General features: G+C 74.7%; 10 protein-coding genes. 5 read left to right on the top strand and 5 right to left on the bottom strand.

Annotated elements, in window-relative coordinates; translation table 11 throughout:
• Positions 1-86: 86 nt before the first annotated feature.
• A complete protein-coding gene (locus tag AB0O11_RS11655) occupies positions 87-506 on the bottom strand; it encodes a roadblock/LC7 domain-containing protein (RefSeq protein WP_049652175.1) in 420 nt (139 codons plus the stop codon).
• On the bottom strand, positions 503-3,511 hold the full coding sequence (locus AB0O11_RS11650; RefSeq protein WP_363384411.1) for a nitrate- and nitrite sensing domain-containing protein: 3,009 nt from the start codon (positions 3,509-3,511) through the stop codon (positions 503-505). The genes AB0O11_RS11655 and AB0O11_RS11650 overlap by 4 nt, the downstream gene beginning before the upstream one ends.
• A 482-nt stretch (positions 3,512-3,993) precedes the next feature.
• Here AB0O11_RS11650 and AB0O11_RS11645 point away from each other — a divergent pair, with 482 nt between their 5' ends.
• The 3 genes from AB0O11_RS11645 to AB0O11_RS11635 all read left to right on the top strand — a co-directional run bounded on the left by AB0O11_RS11645 (position 3,994) and on the right by AB0O11_RS11635 (position 8,560).
• Positions 3,994-5,820 carry an AMP-dependent synthetase/ligase gene (locus AB0O11_RS11645; RefSeq protein ID WP_363384408.1) on the top strand — a complete coding sequence of 609 codons (1,827 nt, stop codon included), beginning with the start codon at positions 3,994-3,996 and terminating at the stop codon, positions 5,818-5,820.
• Positions 5,821-6,075: 255 nt separating this feature from the next.
• Complete coding sequence (locus AB0O11_RS11640; RefSeq protein ID WP_363384725.1) at positions 6,076-7,185, top strand: polysaccharide deacetylase family protein; 1,110 nt, start codon at positions 6,076-6,078, stop codon at positions 7,183-7,185.
• A 409-nt stretch (positions 7,186-7,594) separates the two neighbouring features.
• Entirely contained in the window at positions 7,595-8,560 is a 966-nt protein-coding gene (locus AB0O11_RS11635; RefSeq protein ID WP_363384406.1) for a nitroreductase/quinone reductase family protein, read from the top strand.
• An 88-nt stretch (positions 8,561-8,648) separates the two neighbouring features.
• Here AB0O11_RS11635 and AB0O11_RS11630 read toward each other — a convergent pair whose 3' ends face one another.
• The 3 genes from AB0O11_RS11630 to AB0O11_RS11620 all read right to left on the bottom strand — a co-directional run bounded on the left by AB0O11_RS11630 (position 8,649) and on the right by AB0O11_RS11620 (position 11,772).
• Positions 8,649-9,392: an SGNH/GDSL hydrolase family protein gene (locus AB0O11_RS11630; RefSeq protein ID WP_363384403.1), complete on the bottom strand. Its 744-nt coding sequence runs from the start codon at positions 9,390-9,392 to the stop codon at positions 8,649-8,651.
• A 519-nt stretch (positions 9,393-9,911) separates the two neighbouring features.
• On the bottom strand, positions 9,912-10,568 hold the full coding sequence (locus AB0O11_RS11625) for a hypothetical protein (RefSeq protein ID WP_363384400.1): 657 nt from the start codon (positions 10,566-10,568) through the stop codon (positions 9,912-9,914).
• A 283-nt stretch (positions 10,569-10,851) separates the two neighbouring features.
• Complete coding sequence (locus tag AB0O11_RS11620; RefSeq protein WP_363384397.1) at positions 10,852-11,772, bottom strand: hypothetical protein; 921 nt, start codon at positions 11,770-11,772, stop codon at positions 10,852-10,854.
• A gap of 629 nt (positions 11,773-12,401) precedes the next feature.
• Between AB0O11_RS11620 and AB0O11_RS11615 the strand changes: the two genes are divergently transcribed.
• Both AB0O11_RS11615 and AB0O11_RS11610 read left to right on the top strand, forming a co-directional pair.
• Complete coding sequence (locus AB0O11_RS11615; protein ID WP_363384394.1) at positions 12,402-13,571, top strand: exonuclease SbcCD subunit D; 1,170 nt, start codon at positions 12,402-12,404, stop codon at positions 13,569-13,571.
• Complete coding sequence (locus tag AB0O11_RS11610; protein WP_363384391.1) at positions 13,568-16,606, top strand: SMC family ATPase; 3,039 nt, start codon at positions 13,568-13,570, stop codon at positions 16,604-16,606. Before AB0O11_RS11615 ends, AB0O11_RS11610 begins: the two co-directional genes overlap by 4 nt.
• Positions 16,607-16,642: the final 36 nt, after the last annotated feature.

Here is a 16,642-nt window from a genome sequence, read left to right as displayed (position 1 = left end):
CCCGACCGTGCCCACCGGCACCTGGGGGCCGTCCGGCGGCTCCGGGCCGTCCGGCACATCCGCCTTCGGATCCGCCATCGGACCGCTCATCTCACCGGCGGGGCGGTTTCGGTGCGCGGCTCGGCGGCCATGTGCTCGCCGACCCGCTTGACCAGCAGCGCCATCTCGTACGCGATCTGGCCGATGTCCGCCTCGGCCTCGCTCAGCACGGCCAGGCAGCTGCCGTCGCCGGCGGCCGTGATGAACAGGAAGGCCTCGTCCAGCTCCACCATGGTCTGTCGGACGCCGCCGACCTTGAAGTGCCCGCCGGCACCCTTCGCCAGGCTGTGGAACCCGGCGGCGACGGCGGCCAGGTGTTCGGCGTCCTCGCGGTCGAGGTCACGGGAGGCACCGGTGGCCAGGCCGTCGTTGGAGAGGATCACCGCGTGCCGGAGGGCCGCGACGCGCCCCACCAGGTCGTCCAGGAGCCAGTTGAGGTCCCCGGACGACTGCATCGACGTGGTCATGAATCAGTTCCTTCCGCTGGAGCGGGTGGTGCGGGTGGTGCGGGTGGTGCGGGTACAACGCGTGGTGCGGGTACGACGGGCGGTGCGGGCGCACCGGTGTCCGGGCTCCGGCGGACCGGCTGCCCGGGCGGCACCCGACGGACGAGCGATGCCCGGCGGGTGTCCTGCGGCGCGGGCAGCGCCGCCGGGGCGGGCGCCGGGCCGATCGCCCGCCGGGACCGGTCCGGCGGCTGCCAGGCCGGTACGGCGGTGGACCGCCCGTTCCCCCGCACGGCACGATCGTCGGGTGTGCCGGGAGGATCCGTCAACGGAGCACCGGTGCGGTCCGAGGGCGCGCCCGTACGGTCCGCCGGAACCGTGGCACCGCGCCCCCTGGTGAAGCCGCGCTGGAACGAGGCGAAGGTGGCCCGGGCTTCCTCGGGCGAACGCTCCCGGGCCTCCCGGCTCTCCCCGCCGTCGTGGGAGCCCCGGCCGTCCTGGGCGTTTCCGGCCGGGGCTCCCCCGGCCTCGACGGCCCCGACCCCGTTGCGGAACCGTTCCTTCAGCTGCTCGGTGAGCTGCTCCCTGAGCTGCGGCGCCAGGTTCGCCTGCCGGACCCGCCGGGGCAGGCCGCCCGCCGTCCGGGGCGCGGCACCCACAGGTGCAGCCGCAGCCGGGTCGGTCAGCCCGACGGCTTCAGCGGCTTCGGCGGCCCCGGCCGGCGGGACGGCCCCGGCGGCCGCGACGGCCACCTCGGCCGCAGCCACCACGACGTCCTCCCGCCGGTGCCGCCCCGTCCCCGGCGCGTCCTCGGTCTCCGCCGCGGGCGCCGGAACCAGCACCGGCCCGCCCTTGTTCCGCGAGGCCCGGCGCGGCAGCCCGCCCACCGTACGGCCCGCCTCCGGCGTGGAGGGCCTCGGCCCGCTCGTCGTCCCGCGGTGCCGGCCTCCCGACCCGCCACCGGTGCCGGCTCCCGCACCACCGGCCCTCGTACCGGCACCGGCGGAGCCGGCCCCGGACGCCGACGCGGAGGCACCCCCCGACCCGGGCACGGCGACCAGGTCCCGCTGTCCGCGCCGCCCGCCCGCCGTCGGCCGCTGCCCGGCCGTGCCCGGCTCCGGCATCCCGTCCGGCGCCTCCGCGAGCAGTTCGCGCGGGATCAGCACCACCGCCGTCGTCCCGCCGTACGGGGACGGCCGCAGGTGCACCCGGATGCCGTGTCGCCGGGCCAGTCGGCTGACCACGAACAGGCCCAGCCGGTCGGTGTCGGCGAGGTCGAACTCCTGCTCCACGGCGAGGCGTTCGTTGATCTCGGCGAGCAGCTGCTCGCTCAGCCCGAGGCCGCGGTCGTCGATCTCCAGCGCGAAGCCGTGCGCCACCACCTCGCCCTGGACGGTGACCTGGGTGTTCGGCGGAGAGAACACCGCGGCGTTCTCGACGAGTTCGGCGACCAGGTGGGTGACGTCCGCGACGGCGCTGCCGAGCAGGCCGGTGCCGGGGAACGGCCGGACGATCACCCGGGCGTAGTCCTCGACCTCGCCGACCGCCGCCCGGACCACGTCCACCATCCGGACCGGCTTGCGCCAGGCGCGCCCGGGCGAGCCGCCGGCCAGGATGATCAGGCCCTCGGCGTGCCGGCGCATGCGGGTGGTGAGGTGGTCGACCTTGAAGAGGTCTTCCAGCTCGGCCGGGTCCTCGGTGCGGCGCTCCATGGTGTCCAGCAGGGTGAGCTGGCGGTGCAGCAGAACCTGGCTGCGCCGGGCCAGGTTGACGAACACCGCCGAGACCCCGCGCCGCAGTTCGGCCTGTTCGACGGCGGCCTCGACCGCGGCCCTCTGCACCGCGTTGAACGCCTGGCCGACCTGGCCGATCTCGGCGTCCCCGAAGTGCAGCTCGGGGGCCTCGGTGGCCACGTCCACCGGTTCGCCGCGGCGCAGCCGCAGCATGACGGACGGCAGCCGGGTGCCGGCCAGCTCGTCGGCCGCGTTGCGCAGGCCGATCAGCTCGCGGGCGAGGCCGCGGCCGATCCGGAACGAGATCATGATCGACAGCACGACCGCGACCAGGCCGACCGCACCGGCGATGCCGCCGCGCCACAGCAGTCCCACCGCGGCGGACCGCGCGCGCTCGTCCAGCCCGGCGGAGATCCGGCTGTTGATCGAGGCGAGGTCGCCGAGCGCCCGGTCGGCGGTCTCCCGCCAGGAGTCGCTGTTGAGCGCCTGGACCACCCGGTCGGGGCCGCCGGCGCCGACGAAGTCCGCCTCGGCGCGGGCCAGCGCGCCCCAGGCCTCGCCGCCGCGCAGCGCGATGTAGTCGGACTGGTCGGCGGGTTCGAGTTCGGCGACGTAGACGGTGAACAGCGCCTGCTGGTTGTGCAGGGCGTCCAGCGCGACCTGGTACTGCTCGGCGGTGGGCTTGGCGGCGCCGGTGCGCAGGCCCTCCATCGCCGCGTCCTCCTGCGACAGGTACTCGCGGGCGCGCACCAGCTCGATCAGGATGGTGCCCTGGCGCGGGAGCTGCCCGCTCTGCCGGGCGACGTAGGCGGACCGGAAGCCGAACACCGGCTTGACCAGGTCGCTGTACTGGTCCAGCGCGAACTCCCAGTTCAGCGCGGAGCGGCCGACCTGGGCGCGCAGCGGTCCGATCTGGTCGGCTGCGGCGATGATCTGCACGAAGCGGCCGCGCTGGGGGGCGGAGAGCTTGCCGGCGGAGCTGTCCTTCTTCTGCCGCAGCACGTCCAGGCTGTGGTCGGTGGCGGCCTTGGCCCGCTCGTAGGCCTCCCTGGCGGCCGGCGAGCGCGGGTCGGCCAGCCGCTGGACGGCGGCGCGGCGCTCGTTCTGCAGGTCGCCGGTGTACTGGTCGACCGGGCCCGCGAACTCCTTGTACGTACGACTGATCCCGAGCTGGTTCCAGACGTCCCCCGTGGTGGCGACCGTCGCGTACGCCCACAGGGCGGTGAGCGCGACGATGGGCACCAGGAGCAGCGCGATGATCTTCGCGCGGATCGAGCTGCTGCGCAGACGCATGGAGTCCTCGGTCGGGAAGTGCCAGGCGCGGACGGGGAGCGACGGGGCGGTGGAGGAACGGTGTCGAGGGCTGGCCGGGGCGGTTCGGAGTGGCGCGGGGGCGGCGTGGAGGGTGCTGGGGGACACGTCGGAGGAGGGGCTCCCGGCCACAGGTCTGCGAGACTCTACTACGCCCCCACCACTCGTTCGAGGGGCGAACCAGTCCACTGACCGGTCTCGTCCCGCACACGTCAGAAACCGGTCGTCCCCGCCTCCGCTTCGCGTCCGAATCGTTCACACATGCCCGGAATACCGGGTTGACACGAGACCCCCCGGCCTCCGCGGTTCCTCCCCCGCGCCTCCCCCGCGCCTCCCCGGGCGCGACACCATCGGAGGGGGACCGTGCCGATCCCGTCGTGTCACCGCCACAACCCTGGGCAGTGACAGGGCGATCCGATAGTTTCGGCGCACCCCGTACTACCGGCACCGAACTGGGGAGGACCGTGCGCGAGTTCACCACCCCCGCCCCGGCCGCGCCCGAGGCCACCGGAGGACTCGCCGACTCCCTCTACGACACCGCCGAGCGCGCCCCCGGCCTGGTCCAGCTGTCCTGGCGGGCCGAGGACGGGCAGTGGCGGGACGTCACCGCCCGGGAGTTCCGGGACCAGGTGCTCGCCCTGGCCAAGGGCCTGCTCACCCACGGCGTGCGCTACGGCGACCGGGTCGCCCTGATGTCCCGCACCCGCTACGAGTGGACGCTGTTCGACTACGCACTCTGGTCGATCGGCGCGATCACCGTCCCGGTCTACCCCACCGCCGCCGCCGAACAGGTGCGCTGGATCCTCGCCGAGACCCAGGCGGTGGCCTGCCTGGTCGAGGACGAGGACGCCGCGATGACGGTCGGCGCGGTCTGTGACGCGCTGCCCGACCTCACCGGCATCTGGCAGCTGGACCGCGACTGCATCGCCGCGATCACCGAGGACGGCCTCGGTGTGCCCGACTCCCTGGTGCACCGCCAGCGCCTCGGCGTCGCCGCCGAGAACATCGCCACGGTCGTCTACACCTCGGGCACCACCGGCCGCCCCAAGGGCTGCCTGATCACCCACGCCAACCTGGCCGCCGAGGCCGACGCCCTGCTCGCCGGCTGGGGGGACGCCCTGCGCGACACCGCCGGCGGCCGCCCCGCCACCCTGCTGTTCCTGCCGCTCGCACACGTCTACGGGCGGGCCGTGCAGATCGCGGCGATCCGGGGCGGCTTCCGGATCGGCCACATCCCCGAGGTCTCCACCGACGCGCTGCTGCCCGCGCTGCAGACCTTCCGTCCGACCTTCCTGCACGCCGTCCCGTACGTCTTCGAGAAGATCTTCCAGCAGGCCCGGCGGGCCGCCGAGGACGCCGGCCGCGGCGAACTCTTCGAACAGGCCCGGCAGGTGGCCGTCGACTGGGCCGCCGCCCGGGAGCAGAAGGCCTTCGGTCGCGGTCCCGGCCCGGGCGCGGCCCTGCGGCTGCGCCACCTCGCGTACGAGCGGACCGTCTACCCGAGACTGCGGGCGGTGCTCGGCGGCCGGGTGCGCAGCGTGATGTGCGGCGGCTCCACGCTCCGGCGCGAACTGGGCCTGTTCTTCACCGGCGCCGGCCTCCAGCTGTACGAGGGCTACGGGCTGACCGAGACCACCGCCGCGATCACCGCCAACCCGCCCGGACGGCAGAAGCTCGGCACGGTCGGACAGCCGGTGCCTGGCGCCTCGGTGGCGATCGCGGACGACGGCGAGGTGTGGGTGCGCGGCGGCTCGGTCTTCGGCGGCTACCTCAACCATCCGCGGTGCACGGCCGAGTCCCTGGTCGACGGCTGGTTCGCGACCGGCGACCTGGGCCGGCTGGACGGGGACGGCTACCTCACGATCACCGGCCGCAAGAAGGACCTGATCGTCACCAGCAGCGGCAAGAACCTGGCCCCGGCGGCCTTGGAGGAGCGGGTCGAGGCACACCCGCTGATCTCCCAGTGCCTGGTGGTGGGCGACGACCGCCCTTACGTGGCCGCACTGATCACGCTCGAACCGGCGGCGCTGGCGCACTGGCTGAAGACCCGCGGGCGGGAGCAGCCGGACCCGTGGACGGTGCTCGTGGACGAGGAGCTGCACGTGGAGATCCAGCGTGCGGTGGCGGCCGCGAACACCGCGGTCTCACGGGCCGAGTCGATCCGCGCTTTCCGGCTGATGCCAAGGGAGTTCAGCCAGGAGCAGGGACTGCTGACCCCCTCGCTCAAGCTGCGGCGGACGGCGATCGCGGAGTACTACGCGACGGACATCGAGGAGCTGTACCTGTCCTGAACCGGGCTTTCCCGTTCGACCCCTGACGCTCCGTCTTTCCCCTTGTGTCGCAGGCGCGACGGCCGCGTGACGGCCGCGGGGTTCATCCACCGTTCCCTTGACGGCCTCATTGGTCTAGTCCATTGTTGCGACGACCCGGAGTTCCACGGCTCAGCGTTCCATGGCGCAGAGTCCACGACTCGGAGTTCCACGGTCCGATTCCGCTCACGCCCTCCCCACGGGCGTGCCCCCACCTGCTGGAGTCCTCACGTGTCGATGTCCACGCGCCTGTCCGCGCTGGCCGCCTCGGTCGCGCTGCTCACCGGTCTCGCCACACCGGTGGCCTCCGCCGACGCTCCCCCGACCGTCAACCTCGCCACCAACCCCGGCTTCGAGGTGCCCTCCCCCGACCTCGCCGACTGGGGCAGCGTCCCCGGCTGGAACTGCACCGGCGGCCCGGCCGAAGCGGCCGTCACCACCACCGCCCCGCACGCCGGCACCTCCGCGCTCACCGTCACCCCGGCGAACGCCGAGTCCACCGGCGAGTGCGCGCAGACCGTCGCGGTCCGGCCCGGCACCACCTACACGGCCTCCGCGTGGGTGCGCGGCACGTTCGTCCACCTGGGCGCCACCGGCACCGGCAGGGACGTCGCCCCCGCCTGGACGGAGACCACCGGGGGCGGCTGGCAACGGCTGAGCACCCGGTTCACCACCGGCCCGAACGCGCGCACCATCCGGCTGTACGTGCACGGCTGGTACCAGCAGGGCCCCTTCTCCGTGGACGACGTCCGGGTGGACGGCCCCGCACCCGCCCCGGCCGTCGCCGCGGGCTCCGTCCCCACCAATGACAAGGTCGTCTTCTTCACCGTGGACGACGGCTGGCAGCGCACCCCCGAGGCGGAGCAGTTCATCGCCGACCACCGGCTGCCGATCACCGCCTTCCCGCTGCCGATGCCGGCCGCCACCGATCCGGCCTTCTTCCAGCGGGTCACCGCCGTGCCCGGCTCCTCGGTCCAGGACCACAGCGTCTCCCACGCCGACCTCAGCAAGCTCCCGATGGACCGGCAGCAGGTCGAGATCTGCGACGCCCGTGACACCATGACCCGCCTCTTCGGCACCGCACCGGTCTTCTTCCGCCCGCCGTACTTCGCCTGGAACGCCGACACCCTGCAGGCCGCCGCCAACTGCGGCATCCGCACCGTGCTCACCGCCGACGCGGACTTCAGCTGGGGCGCCGCCAACATCTGGCACCCTGGCCTGCTGCAGCCGGGCGACGTCGTGCTGATGCACTGGACCGACACCCTCGCCGCCGACCTCCAGCGCGCCCTGGCCGCCGCCGACGCCGCCGGACTCAAACCGGCCGGCCTGGTCGACCACCTGCGCTGACGGAGACCGCCCGGACCCGACGCGCCGCCGCCTCCAGGGGGAGCGCGGCGGCGGCGTCGAGGTCCAGCACGTGTTCCACGGCGGTTCCGGCTCTCCTCGGGCGGCGGTCGTGCTCGTTGACAGCGCGTCCGCGGCCTGGCTCTAATGGGGGCGTGCAGCGCGGCGTCGGCCACAGAGCAGTGGGCCGGCCGGCAGCCGAGCGAGCACCTTTCCGAAGGGACGATGCGCGATGAGCACTCTCTCCGCTTCCCTGATCTGACGCCAGGCTGTCACCGCGGTGCCCGCGTGCGCGAGGCGCGTCCTGCGACGAAGGTCGCCGGACGCACGACCAGCCGTACCACCGGCTCCGGCACCGGCACCATGGGTGGCCGCAACTCCCCTTTCCTCTCCGGAGATCCATCACACACGCATGCCCATGTCTTTCAATCTGAACGTCATCGAGGAGTTCCGCGCCAACGACGGCCGGGTCGGCGGCCCGTTCGAGGGCGGCGACCTGCTGTTGCTGACCACCACCGGGGCGCGCTCCGGGCGGCCGCACACCGTGCCGCTCGGATACGTCCGGGCGGAGGGGCTGCTCCTGGTCGTCGCCTCGGCCGCCGGGGCGCCGGAGCACCCCCAGTGGTACCGCAACCTCCTCGCTCACCCGGTGGTCCGGGTCGAGCTCGGAACCGAGGCTTTCGACACCGTCGCCGTACCCGCTGAAGGCGCCCGCCGGGAACGGCTGTTCGCCGCCGTCGTCCGGAAGGCCCCTGGCTATGGCGACTACCAGGCTCACACCGACCGGGAGTTGCCGGTGATCGTCCTGGAACGGCCCGAACCTCCCTCCGACAGCCCGGCCCCGGTGGCGCGCAACCTCGCCGACAAGCTGCTGGAGTCGCACACCTGGCTGCGCGCGCAGCTGCGCCACGTACGGGAGGAGGCGCACGCCCACCTCCCGGGCCGACCGGCCACGCTCGGGCTGCAGCTGCGCCAGCACTGTCTGGCCTTCTGCGACGGGCTGACGCACCATCACACCAGCGAGGACGCCGCGATCTTCCCCGCCCTCGCGCGCAGTCATCCGGAGCTGGCCGAAGCCCTGGCACGGCTCGGCGAGCAGCACCGGGCCATCGGGCGGATCAAGGAGGAGCTGGTGGCCCTGCTGGCCGGGATCGCGGTCACCGAGCCGGAGCGCCTCCGGACGGAGCTGGACCGGATGTCCGCCGAACTGGAGGCGCACCTCGACTTCGAGGAAGCGGAACTGCTGCCCGTCCTCGCCGGCATCCCCTTCCCGCCGACCCGGCCCGCGCCGAACGGGCCTGCGCGGAACCGGCCTGCGCGGAACCGGCCTGTGCGGAACGGATCTGCATCGGGTGAGCCCACGCCGGGCCGCGGCTGAGACGACGGTGCCACCGTCCCCTCCCGAGCTGTGGGAGGGGACGGTGGCACCGGCACGTCCTGCGAGGAGGCAGTCCGTTGCGGCAGGCTTACAGCGCCGAGAACACCGGCAGGTAGCCGCCGGAGTGGCCGGACGCCTTCGGGTGGTAGCTCTCGTCGACCGGCAGCGTGGTGCTGTTCAGCCAGGTGGTCAGCGAGCCGCAGATCTCGTGCTCGTTGAAGATGCTGCGGACGTCGCCGAAGGCGAAGCCGGCGTTGGCGGCCCGCTTGGCGAGGACGCTGTCCAGGGTGTCGGCGGCACCGTTGATGGCGGCGCGCTTGGTGTCACCGATGCCGAAGATGCAGCTGCCGCCGACCTTGTAGATGTGCGGGTAACCCAGCACCACGACGTGGGCGTTCGGGGCCTTGGCCTTGATCGCCGAGTACACCTTGTCCAGCTGGCCGGGCAGGGTGGTGGTGGCGTAGTTCTTGGCCACGTTGACGGCGTCGATGCACTCCTGGTCCCCGTCGAGGACACAGGTCTGCATGGTGTCGGCGAATCCGGCGTCGTTGCCGCCGACCGAGATGCTGACCAGCGTGGTGCTGGCGTCGAGGGCGGAGATCTGGCTGTTCAGGATGTCGCCGGTCCTGGCGCCCGAACAGGCGACGAACTTGAAGGAGGACGGCGCGTGCGCGTTCTTCCACAGGTACGGGTACGCGTTGGTGCTGCGCTTGCAGCTGCCGCTGTCGCTCAGGTAACTACCGGCGCCGACACCGGAGGAGTACGAGTCACCGAGGGCCACGTAGTTGACGCCGGCCGCATTCGCGGACGAAGCGGCGAAGAGCGTCGTCATGGTGAGACCTGCCGCTATGGCAGCGATGGACAGAGCGCGGACGGGGCGGATCATCATGCCTCCAGGGGAACGGCGTGGCGTGGGTCACAGAAGTGATACCAGGCGGTAGCCAAACCTGGAAGGAGTCATGCCAAGGATATTGACGGGACGTCTGATAGCTCAGGGATGAACTGCCGCCGACAATCCGTGATTTCACGCTGGTCAGAGCAGGTGCATCGTGACGCGCGTAGCGCAGCGCGCGTAGACCGGCAACTTGCGGAAATTCCGCGCAAGACGAGCCGGGAGATTGCCGCCCGGCCATCGCCGGGTCGGGTTCGAAAGGAGTGTCAGCAGGTACAGGGGGGGCGGATGACGCGACTCGAGGCACATCGGAAGGTGGGCCAAAGGGGGCATCAACGGCACCACTGGAATTCGCCCCCGCGACCGGTCGGACCCACGCGACAGGTGTGAGCGACCGTCAGGAGGACGTACCGGGGCAGCGTGCCGGGAGGTCGCTCGGGGGTACGGCGCCGCGCCAGGTCAGCCCTGCGCGCAGGGGCGGCCACCACCGGGGTGCACGGCGCCCTGGTACACGATGCCCGGCGAGACCGTGCAGCCTTCGACCGGCAGCTCCTCGATCGCCTCGTTCGCGGCCGCGGGCACACCGAGCCAGCGGGCGGCGGTGGCGACGGCCGCACGGGCCTGGCGCAGCCCGGGAGCACCCCAACCGAGCAGCTCGACGGCGAGGCCCGGCGCGACCAGTAGCCGCCGGTAGTGCCGGCCCGAGGCCGGGTCGGCCGCGCTCGGACCGACCGCCCGCAGCGCCGCCGCCATCCGGACCCGCGCGCACTCGTGCCCGCCGTTCGCCGATCCGACCCGGTCGTAGAGGTAGCCGAGGTAGTACGGCCGGCCGATCAGGGCCTGCGCCTCCTCGGCCGACTCCCGGGCCAGGGCGGCCGACGGGTCCCCGTCGTCCTCCGGCTCCAGTGAGCCGCCGGGTAGCGAGCAGATCCCGTCCCTCGGGTTCACCAGCGTCAGCACCCGCCCGTCCGGCGCGAACAGCCACCCCCAGGACTGCTTGACCGGCAGCCCCTCCGGTACCTGCTCGCCCGGCCGCCACGGCCAGCCCGCCGTGGGGCGCCGTCGCACCTTCCCGAGCAGCTCGGCGATCTCCGCGCTGTACTCGATCGGGCTCATGCTCTCGCCCCGCGGCGCTCGGCGGGGGCGCTCGCCCACGCGCACCCCCTGGCGCCGAGCTCGCTCCGCTCGCTCATCCGTCCCCCTCTCGCTGTCGGGCTTCGCCGGACCGGCGGTGCGCGAGGAGGACCTGCATGGCGCGGTACGGGGCGGAGCGGCCGGAACGACGGCGTGGGGCACCGCACGCTCCTGCTGTTGATCTTCTCCGAATCTTCCCCGAACAGGCGGTCGATGAACAGCCCCCAGCGCCGCATGGTGGATGCGGAGGCGCTGAACGTGGCGATCACCCCAGCGGCCCACCCCCTTCCCCGTGACCCCGGAAGCCGGGCAGCGGAAACCCGGGGCGAGGGTCCACCCCGGGCGGGAAGGGCAGCCCGCGCGCGGCGTCGTCGGCCAGCTCGTCGAACACCTCGTGCGCGGTCATCGGCCGCAGCCGCCCGCCGGCCAGCGCCCAGCCGCGCACCGGCGGCCGGGGCCGGGCCTCGGTGGCCGGGGAGTCGGGGGGACCGCCCGCCGGGGCGGACCGGTCTTCGGTCCGGCCGTCGGCCCGCACGCCCACCGACGGATCGCCGTGCAGCAGCAGCGCCCCCTCCCCGCCCAGCGCGATGCCCGCCGCGAGCGTGACGCAGAACGCCTCGGCGTCCCGCCCGGCGGGGTACAGCTGCCCCTCCTCCACACAGACGTCCGCCGCCGAGGTGAGCTCCTCGCCGTCCTCGGGTCCGTGACAGCGCAGCGTGAGCAGGTGACACCCCTCCCCCGCGCCCTCGGCCAGCGCCAGGTAGACCGAGGTCACGTACCGCATCACGGCCGCCATCCGGAACTGCCCGGCCGGGTCGTCGCCGACGGCGCCCAGCAGGGCCGCGCAGGCCACGGACATCCGCACCCGCGCCCGGTGGTCGTCCAGCAGCACCGGGACCAGCTCGGCCAGCCGCTCACCCGCGTAGACGAAGGGCTCCCCGGCCAGCTCCGGATCGCCCGCGTACGCGACCCGGGCGGCGGGCATCCGGGGATCGAGGCCGAGCGCCTCGCAGTAGTCCTCGAAGTCGGCCGCCTCCAGGACCCGCAGGTGCACCTCCAGCCCCTGCCGGTGCAGGGCCGTCAGCTGCTCCTCGGCCCGCCGCAGGTACGCCTGGTGCCCGAGCCCGCCGAACAGGCCGTACCGCGCGAGACCGGCGAAGTCCCCGGCGTCGACGGCCAGCGCCACCGCCACCGGCTGGGGCGGCGGCGCACCCCGGACCCGCCCACCGCGCCCGGCCGCCCGCGCACCACCTCCTCCCGCCCGCGCACCCGGCGGCCGCCCGACCCCGGGCGGCACCGCCCCTCCGGGCCCGCCGGCCGGCGCCCCGCCGGCACCCTCACCCGGCCTCCGGCCGGCCAGCACCAGCACCCGCCGACACCTCCGCGACGGCCGTCCCGCCGCAGCGCCCGGCACCCCGCACACCGGTTCCCGCACAGCAGCCATGGCTCCTCCTTCTCGCTCGCCCGACACCGGATCGCGCCGACCACCCCGGCTGGGAACGGCCGACGCGGAGGAACATACACAGAGCCACTGACAATTCACCCCAAGTAATCGAACAAGCTCAGCGCCGCCCCTGACCGCCGCCGCTGAGCGCCCCGGGGCCCGGACCGCCGGAAACCGGGGAGACGCGAACGCCGGCCACCGGCTCCGCGCAGGCCGGCCGACCCCCACCGAGCGGGCAGGCGGCTCCCGCGCCCCGCCGGCGGGCGGGCAAGGCCCCAGGCGTGTGGAGCCGGGACCACCGCGGCCCCCGGGGCCTGCGGTGCCACGGAGCCGGGCGGGATTGTCAGTGCTGCGCGTTAGGGTCGGGGACCATGCGACTGCTGCATACCTCCGACTGGCATCTCGGGCGCTCGTTCCACCGGGAGAGCCTGCACGACGCCCAGCGCGCCTTCCTGGACCACCTGGTGGAGGTGGTCCGGTCCGAGGGCGTGGACGCCGTACTGGTCGCGGGTGACGTGTACGACCGGGCACTGCCCGGGCTGGAAGCGGTCGCCATGTTCGACGACGTGCTGCACCGGCTGGCGGACCTCGGCGTGCCGACGGTCTTCATCAGCGGCAACCACGACTCGGCCCGCCGCCTCGGGGTCGGGGCGGGGCTGATCGGACGGGCCGGCATCCACCTGCGGACCGACCCGGGCGAGTGCGCCGAGCCCGTCCTGCTGGCGGACGAGCACGGTCCGGTGGCGGTGTACGGGCTGCCGTACCTGGAGCCGACGCTGGTGCGCGAGCGGTTCGGGCTGGCGAAGGGCGGGCACGCGGCGGTGCTCGGGGCCGCGATGGACCGGGTCCGGGCGGATCTCACGGCGCGCCCCGCCGGTACCCGGGCGGTGGTGCTGGCGCACGCCTTCGTCACCGGCGGCGCGCCGAGCGACAGCGAGCGGGACATCGCGGTCGGCGGCGTCGCCTCCGTACCGGCGTCGGTCTTCGACGGGGTGCACTACGCCGCGCTCGGCCACCTGCACGGTTGCCAGACGCTCGCCCCGCACCTGCGCTACAGCGGCTCCCCGCTCGCCTACTCCTTCTCCGAGGTGAACCAGCGCAAGACCATGTGGCTGGTCGACCTGGCCGCCGACGGCTCGGTGACTGCCGAGCGCGTCCCCTGCCCCGCGCCGCGCCGGCTGGCGACGCTGCGCGACACGCTCGACGCACTGCTCACCGAGGAGAAGTACGCCGGGCACGAGCAGTCCTGGGTACAGGCCACGCTCACCGACGCGGTCCGGCCGAGCGAGCCGATGGAGCGGTTGCGCCGCCGCTTCCCGCACACCCTCCAGCTGCTGTTCGACCCCGAGCAGAGCGACGCCGAGCCCTCGCAGTCCTACGCGGCCCGGGTCAGCGGCCGCGCGGACCTGGAGATCGCGGAGGGCTTCCTGCGGCACGTGCGCCCCGGCGCCGAGCCGGAGCCGGACGAGCTCGGCTGGCTGCGCGAGGGCTTCGAGCGCGTCCGGGAGACCACCGACCGGAAGGCGGACCTGCCCCGATGAGGCTGCACCGGCTCACCGTCACCGCCTTCGGCCCGTTCGCGGGCACCGAGACGGTGGACTTCGACGCGCTCGCCGCCGGCGGGCTGTTCCTGCTCCGCGGCGCGACGGGCGCGGGCAAGACCAGCGTGCTGGACGCGGTCTGCTTCGCCCTGTACGGCGAGACGCCGGGCGCGCGCCGGGCCAATCGGCTGCGCAGCGATCACGCCGACCCGAAGCGGCTGACGTCGGTGGAGCTCGAACTGACCCTCGGCGGGCGGCGGCTCCAGATCACCCGGCTGCCGGAGCAGCGCCGGCCGAAGAAGGTCGGCACCGGCACCACGGTCGAGCGGGCGCAGACCCTGCTGCGCGAGTGGGCCGCCGACACCGGCGACGGCACGCCCGGCTGGCGGGGGCTCAGCACGTCGCACCAGGAGGCCGGTGAGGAGATCCACCGGCTGATCGGCATGAACCGGGAACAGTTCTGCCAGGTCGTACTGCTTCCGCAGGGCGACTTCGCCCGTTTCCTCAAGGCCGACTCGGAGGAGCGCGGCAAGCTGCTGCGGCGGCTGTTCGACACCGAGCGGTTCCAGCACGTGGAGGCCTGGCTGGCCGAGCAGCGCCGCGGTCAGGAGGCCGCCGTCCAGGCCGGCCGGCGCCGGCTGCGGGACCTCGCCAGCAAGGCCGAGCAGGCCGCCGGTCCGGGGGCCGAGCCCGCCGCGGACTGGGTGCCGGCCGAGGACGACGACGCCGGTCTGACCGCCGGGGTGCTCGACTGGGCGGCGGTCCTGCGCAGCGGCGCGGCCGAGCAGCTCGCCGTCACCGAGGCCGCCCTCGCGAGCGCCGAGGCGGCCCAGCGCGCCGCCCAGGCGCACCGCGAGGCCGCCGAGGAGCTGGCCGGACGCCAGCGCCGGCACCGCGAGGCGCTGGACCGGGCGGAGCGACTGGCCGGCTTCGATCCCGCTGCGGCCGCGGACCGGCGGCGGCTGACCGCGGCGCAGGAGGCCGTCGGGGTGGAGTCGGCGCTGCGGCTGCGGGAGAGCGCGGCCGAGGCGCTCCGGCGCGCGCAGCAGGCGGAACGCCGGCACCGCGAGGCGCTGGCCGCCTCCGGCGGCGACGGCCGGGCGCTCGCCGGGGCCGATGCCGCCGGGCTGGCCGAGGCCGACCTGCGGCTGCGGGCCGAGGTGGTCCGGCTGGAGACGGCCCGGACGGAGGAGCGGCGCTGCGCCGAACTCGACCACGAGCAGGGCTCCCTGACGGACGACCGGCGCGCCGCCGAGGAGCTGGCCGAGGAGGCCGAGGACTGGCTCGCCGAGTTCGAGGGCGAGCTGAGCCGCCTGGAGCAGCAGCACACCGAGGCCCGCTCGGCAACCGCCCAGGTCGAGCAACTGGACGGGCAGCGCACCGAGTTGACCGCCCGCCTGGGCGCGGCCCGAGAGCGCGACGGCCTGCGCGCCGAGATCGCCGCGGCCGAGCCCCGGGTGACTGCCCTGCGCACCGCCGCGCTGGACGCCCGCGAGCACAGCCTGGACCTGCGGGACCGCCGGCTGAGCGGCATGGCCGCCGAACTGGCCGAGCAGCTGTGCGCGGGCGAGGCCTGCCGGGTCTGCGGCTCACCCGAGCACCCGGCGCCCGCCGAGGCTGCGCCCGGCAGCCGGGTCGGCGCCGAGGACGAGGAGCGGGCTCGCCGGGCACAGGCCGCGGCCGAGCGGGTCTGGACGGAGGCCGACCAGGCGCTCACCGCGCTGCGGGTGCGCGAGGCCACCGCCGTCGGCGCGGCCGGGCCGGACGGTACGGAGTCGCTCGCGCAGGCCCTCGCCGGGCTGGAACGCGAGCACCGCGAGGCGCGGCACGCGGCGGAGGCGCTCGGCCGGGTCGAGCAGGAGATCACCCGGCTGTCGCAGGACCGGGCCCGCCGGGTGGAAGAGCTGCACGAGGCCAAGGAGCGCGCCGCCGTCCTCTCCGACCGGCTGCTGGCACTCGGCACCGAGCAGCGGACTCTGGCCGCCCGGGTGGCGGCCGCCCGGGGCGAGGCGGCCTCGGTCGCCGACCGGTCCGCGGCCCTCACCAGGCTCACCGAGGCGGTCGCGGCGGCGGCCAGCGCCGCCCGGGCGCACGCGGAGGCGGCGGCCCGGCTCGACGAGGCCGAGGGCGAACTGGGCAAGGCCGCCGCCGCGGCGGGCTTCCCGGACGCCGAGGCGGCACTGGCCGTGCTGCTGCCGCGCGAGGAGCGCGAGCGCTTGGAGGCCCGACTGGAGCAGCACGGCGCGGAGACGGCCGCTGTCCGCCGCGAGCTCGCGCTGCCGGAGCTGGCCGAGGCCGCGGGCCGTCCACCGGTGGACCTGCCCGCCGTCGCGGCCGGGCTCGGCGCCGCCACCGACCGGTTCGGCCGGGCGCATGCCGCCCGGGCAGCGGCCCACGAGCGCTGCGGGGCACTGGCCGCGATCGGGCGGCAGCTCGCCGGGCTCGCCGCCGAACTGGCCCCGGCACTGAACCGGTACGGGCGGATCAACCGGCTCGCCGCGCTCGCGGCCGGCACCTCCGCCGAGAACCGGCTGCGGATGCGCCTGGAGTCGTACGTCCTGGCGGCCCGGCTGGAGCAGGTCGCGGCGGCGGCCAGCGACCGGCTGGTCCGGATGTCCGGCGGGCGGTACACGCTGGTCCACAGCGACGACCGGGGCACCGGAACCAAGCGCTCGGGCCTGGCCCTGCGGGTGGTCGACGCCTGGACAGGCACCGAGCGGGACACCGCGACCCTCTCCGGCGGCGAGAGCTTCTTCGCCTCGCTCTCCCTCGCCCTGGGCCTGGCCGACGTGGTCACCGACGAGGCAGGCGGCATGCCGCTGGACACCCTCTTCATCGACGAGGGCTTCGGCACCCTCGACGAGCACGCCCTGGAGGAGGTCATGGACGTCCTGGACGGTCTGCGCGAGCGGGACCGCACGGTCGGCATCGTCAGCCACGTGGCCGACCTGCGCAGCCGCATCCCCGCCCAGCTGCTGGTCCGCAAGGGGCGGCACGGCTCGACCCTGGCGCTGGCCGGGCGGGAGGACGCGTAGGGCCGGTCGCCCTGACCGGGGCGGGGACCAGCCCGG

Source organism: Kitasatospora sp. NPDC093102, assembly GCF_040683915.1.
In the GTDB taxonomy this organism is placed as follows: Bacteria; Actinomycetota; Actinomycetes; order Streptomycetales; family Streptomycetaceae; genus Kitasatospora.
Note: the sequence above shows the minus strand (reverse complement) of the source record. Positions and strands in the feature narration are given on the sequence as shown.

What these genes read in the sequence shown, in the direction of transcription:
- AB0O11_RS11655 (WP_049652175.1), bottom strand. Translation starts at nt 506, where the DNA reads ATGACCACGTCGATGCAGTCGTCCGGGGACCTCAACTGGCTCCTGGAC.
- AB0O11_RS11650 (WP_363384411.1), bottom strand. Translation starts at nt 3,511, where the DNA reads ATGCGTCTGCGCAGCAGCTCGATCCGCGCGAAGATCATCGCGCTGCTC.
- AB0O11_RS11640 (WP_363384725.1), top strand. Translation starts at nt 6,076, where the DNA reads ATGTCCACGCGCCTGTCCGCGCTGGCCGCCTCGGTCGCGCTGCTCACC.
- AB0O11_RS11635 (WP_363384406.1), top strand. Translation starts at nt 7,595, where the DNA reads ATGCCCATGTCTTTCAATCTGAACGTCATCGAGGAGTTCCGCGCCAAC.
- AB0O11_RS11630 (WP_363384403.1), bottom strand. Translation starts at nt 9,392, where the DNA reads ATGACGACGCTCTTCGCCGCTTCGTCCGCGAATGCGGCCGGCGTCAAC.
- AB0O11_RS11625 (WP_363384400.1), bottom strand. Translation starts at nt 10,568, where the DNA reads ATGAGCCCGATCGAGTACAGCGCGGAGATCGCCGAGCTGCTCGGGAAG.
- AB0O11_RS11615 (WP_363384394.1), top strand. Translation starts at nt 12,402, where the DNA reads ATGCGACTGCTGCATACCTCCGACTGGCATCTCGGGCGCTCGTTCCAC.
- AB0O11_RS11610 (WP_363384391.1), top strand. Translation starts at nt 13,568, where the DNA reads ATGAGGCTGCACCGGCTCACCGTCACCGCCTTCGGCCCGTTCGCGGGC.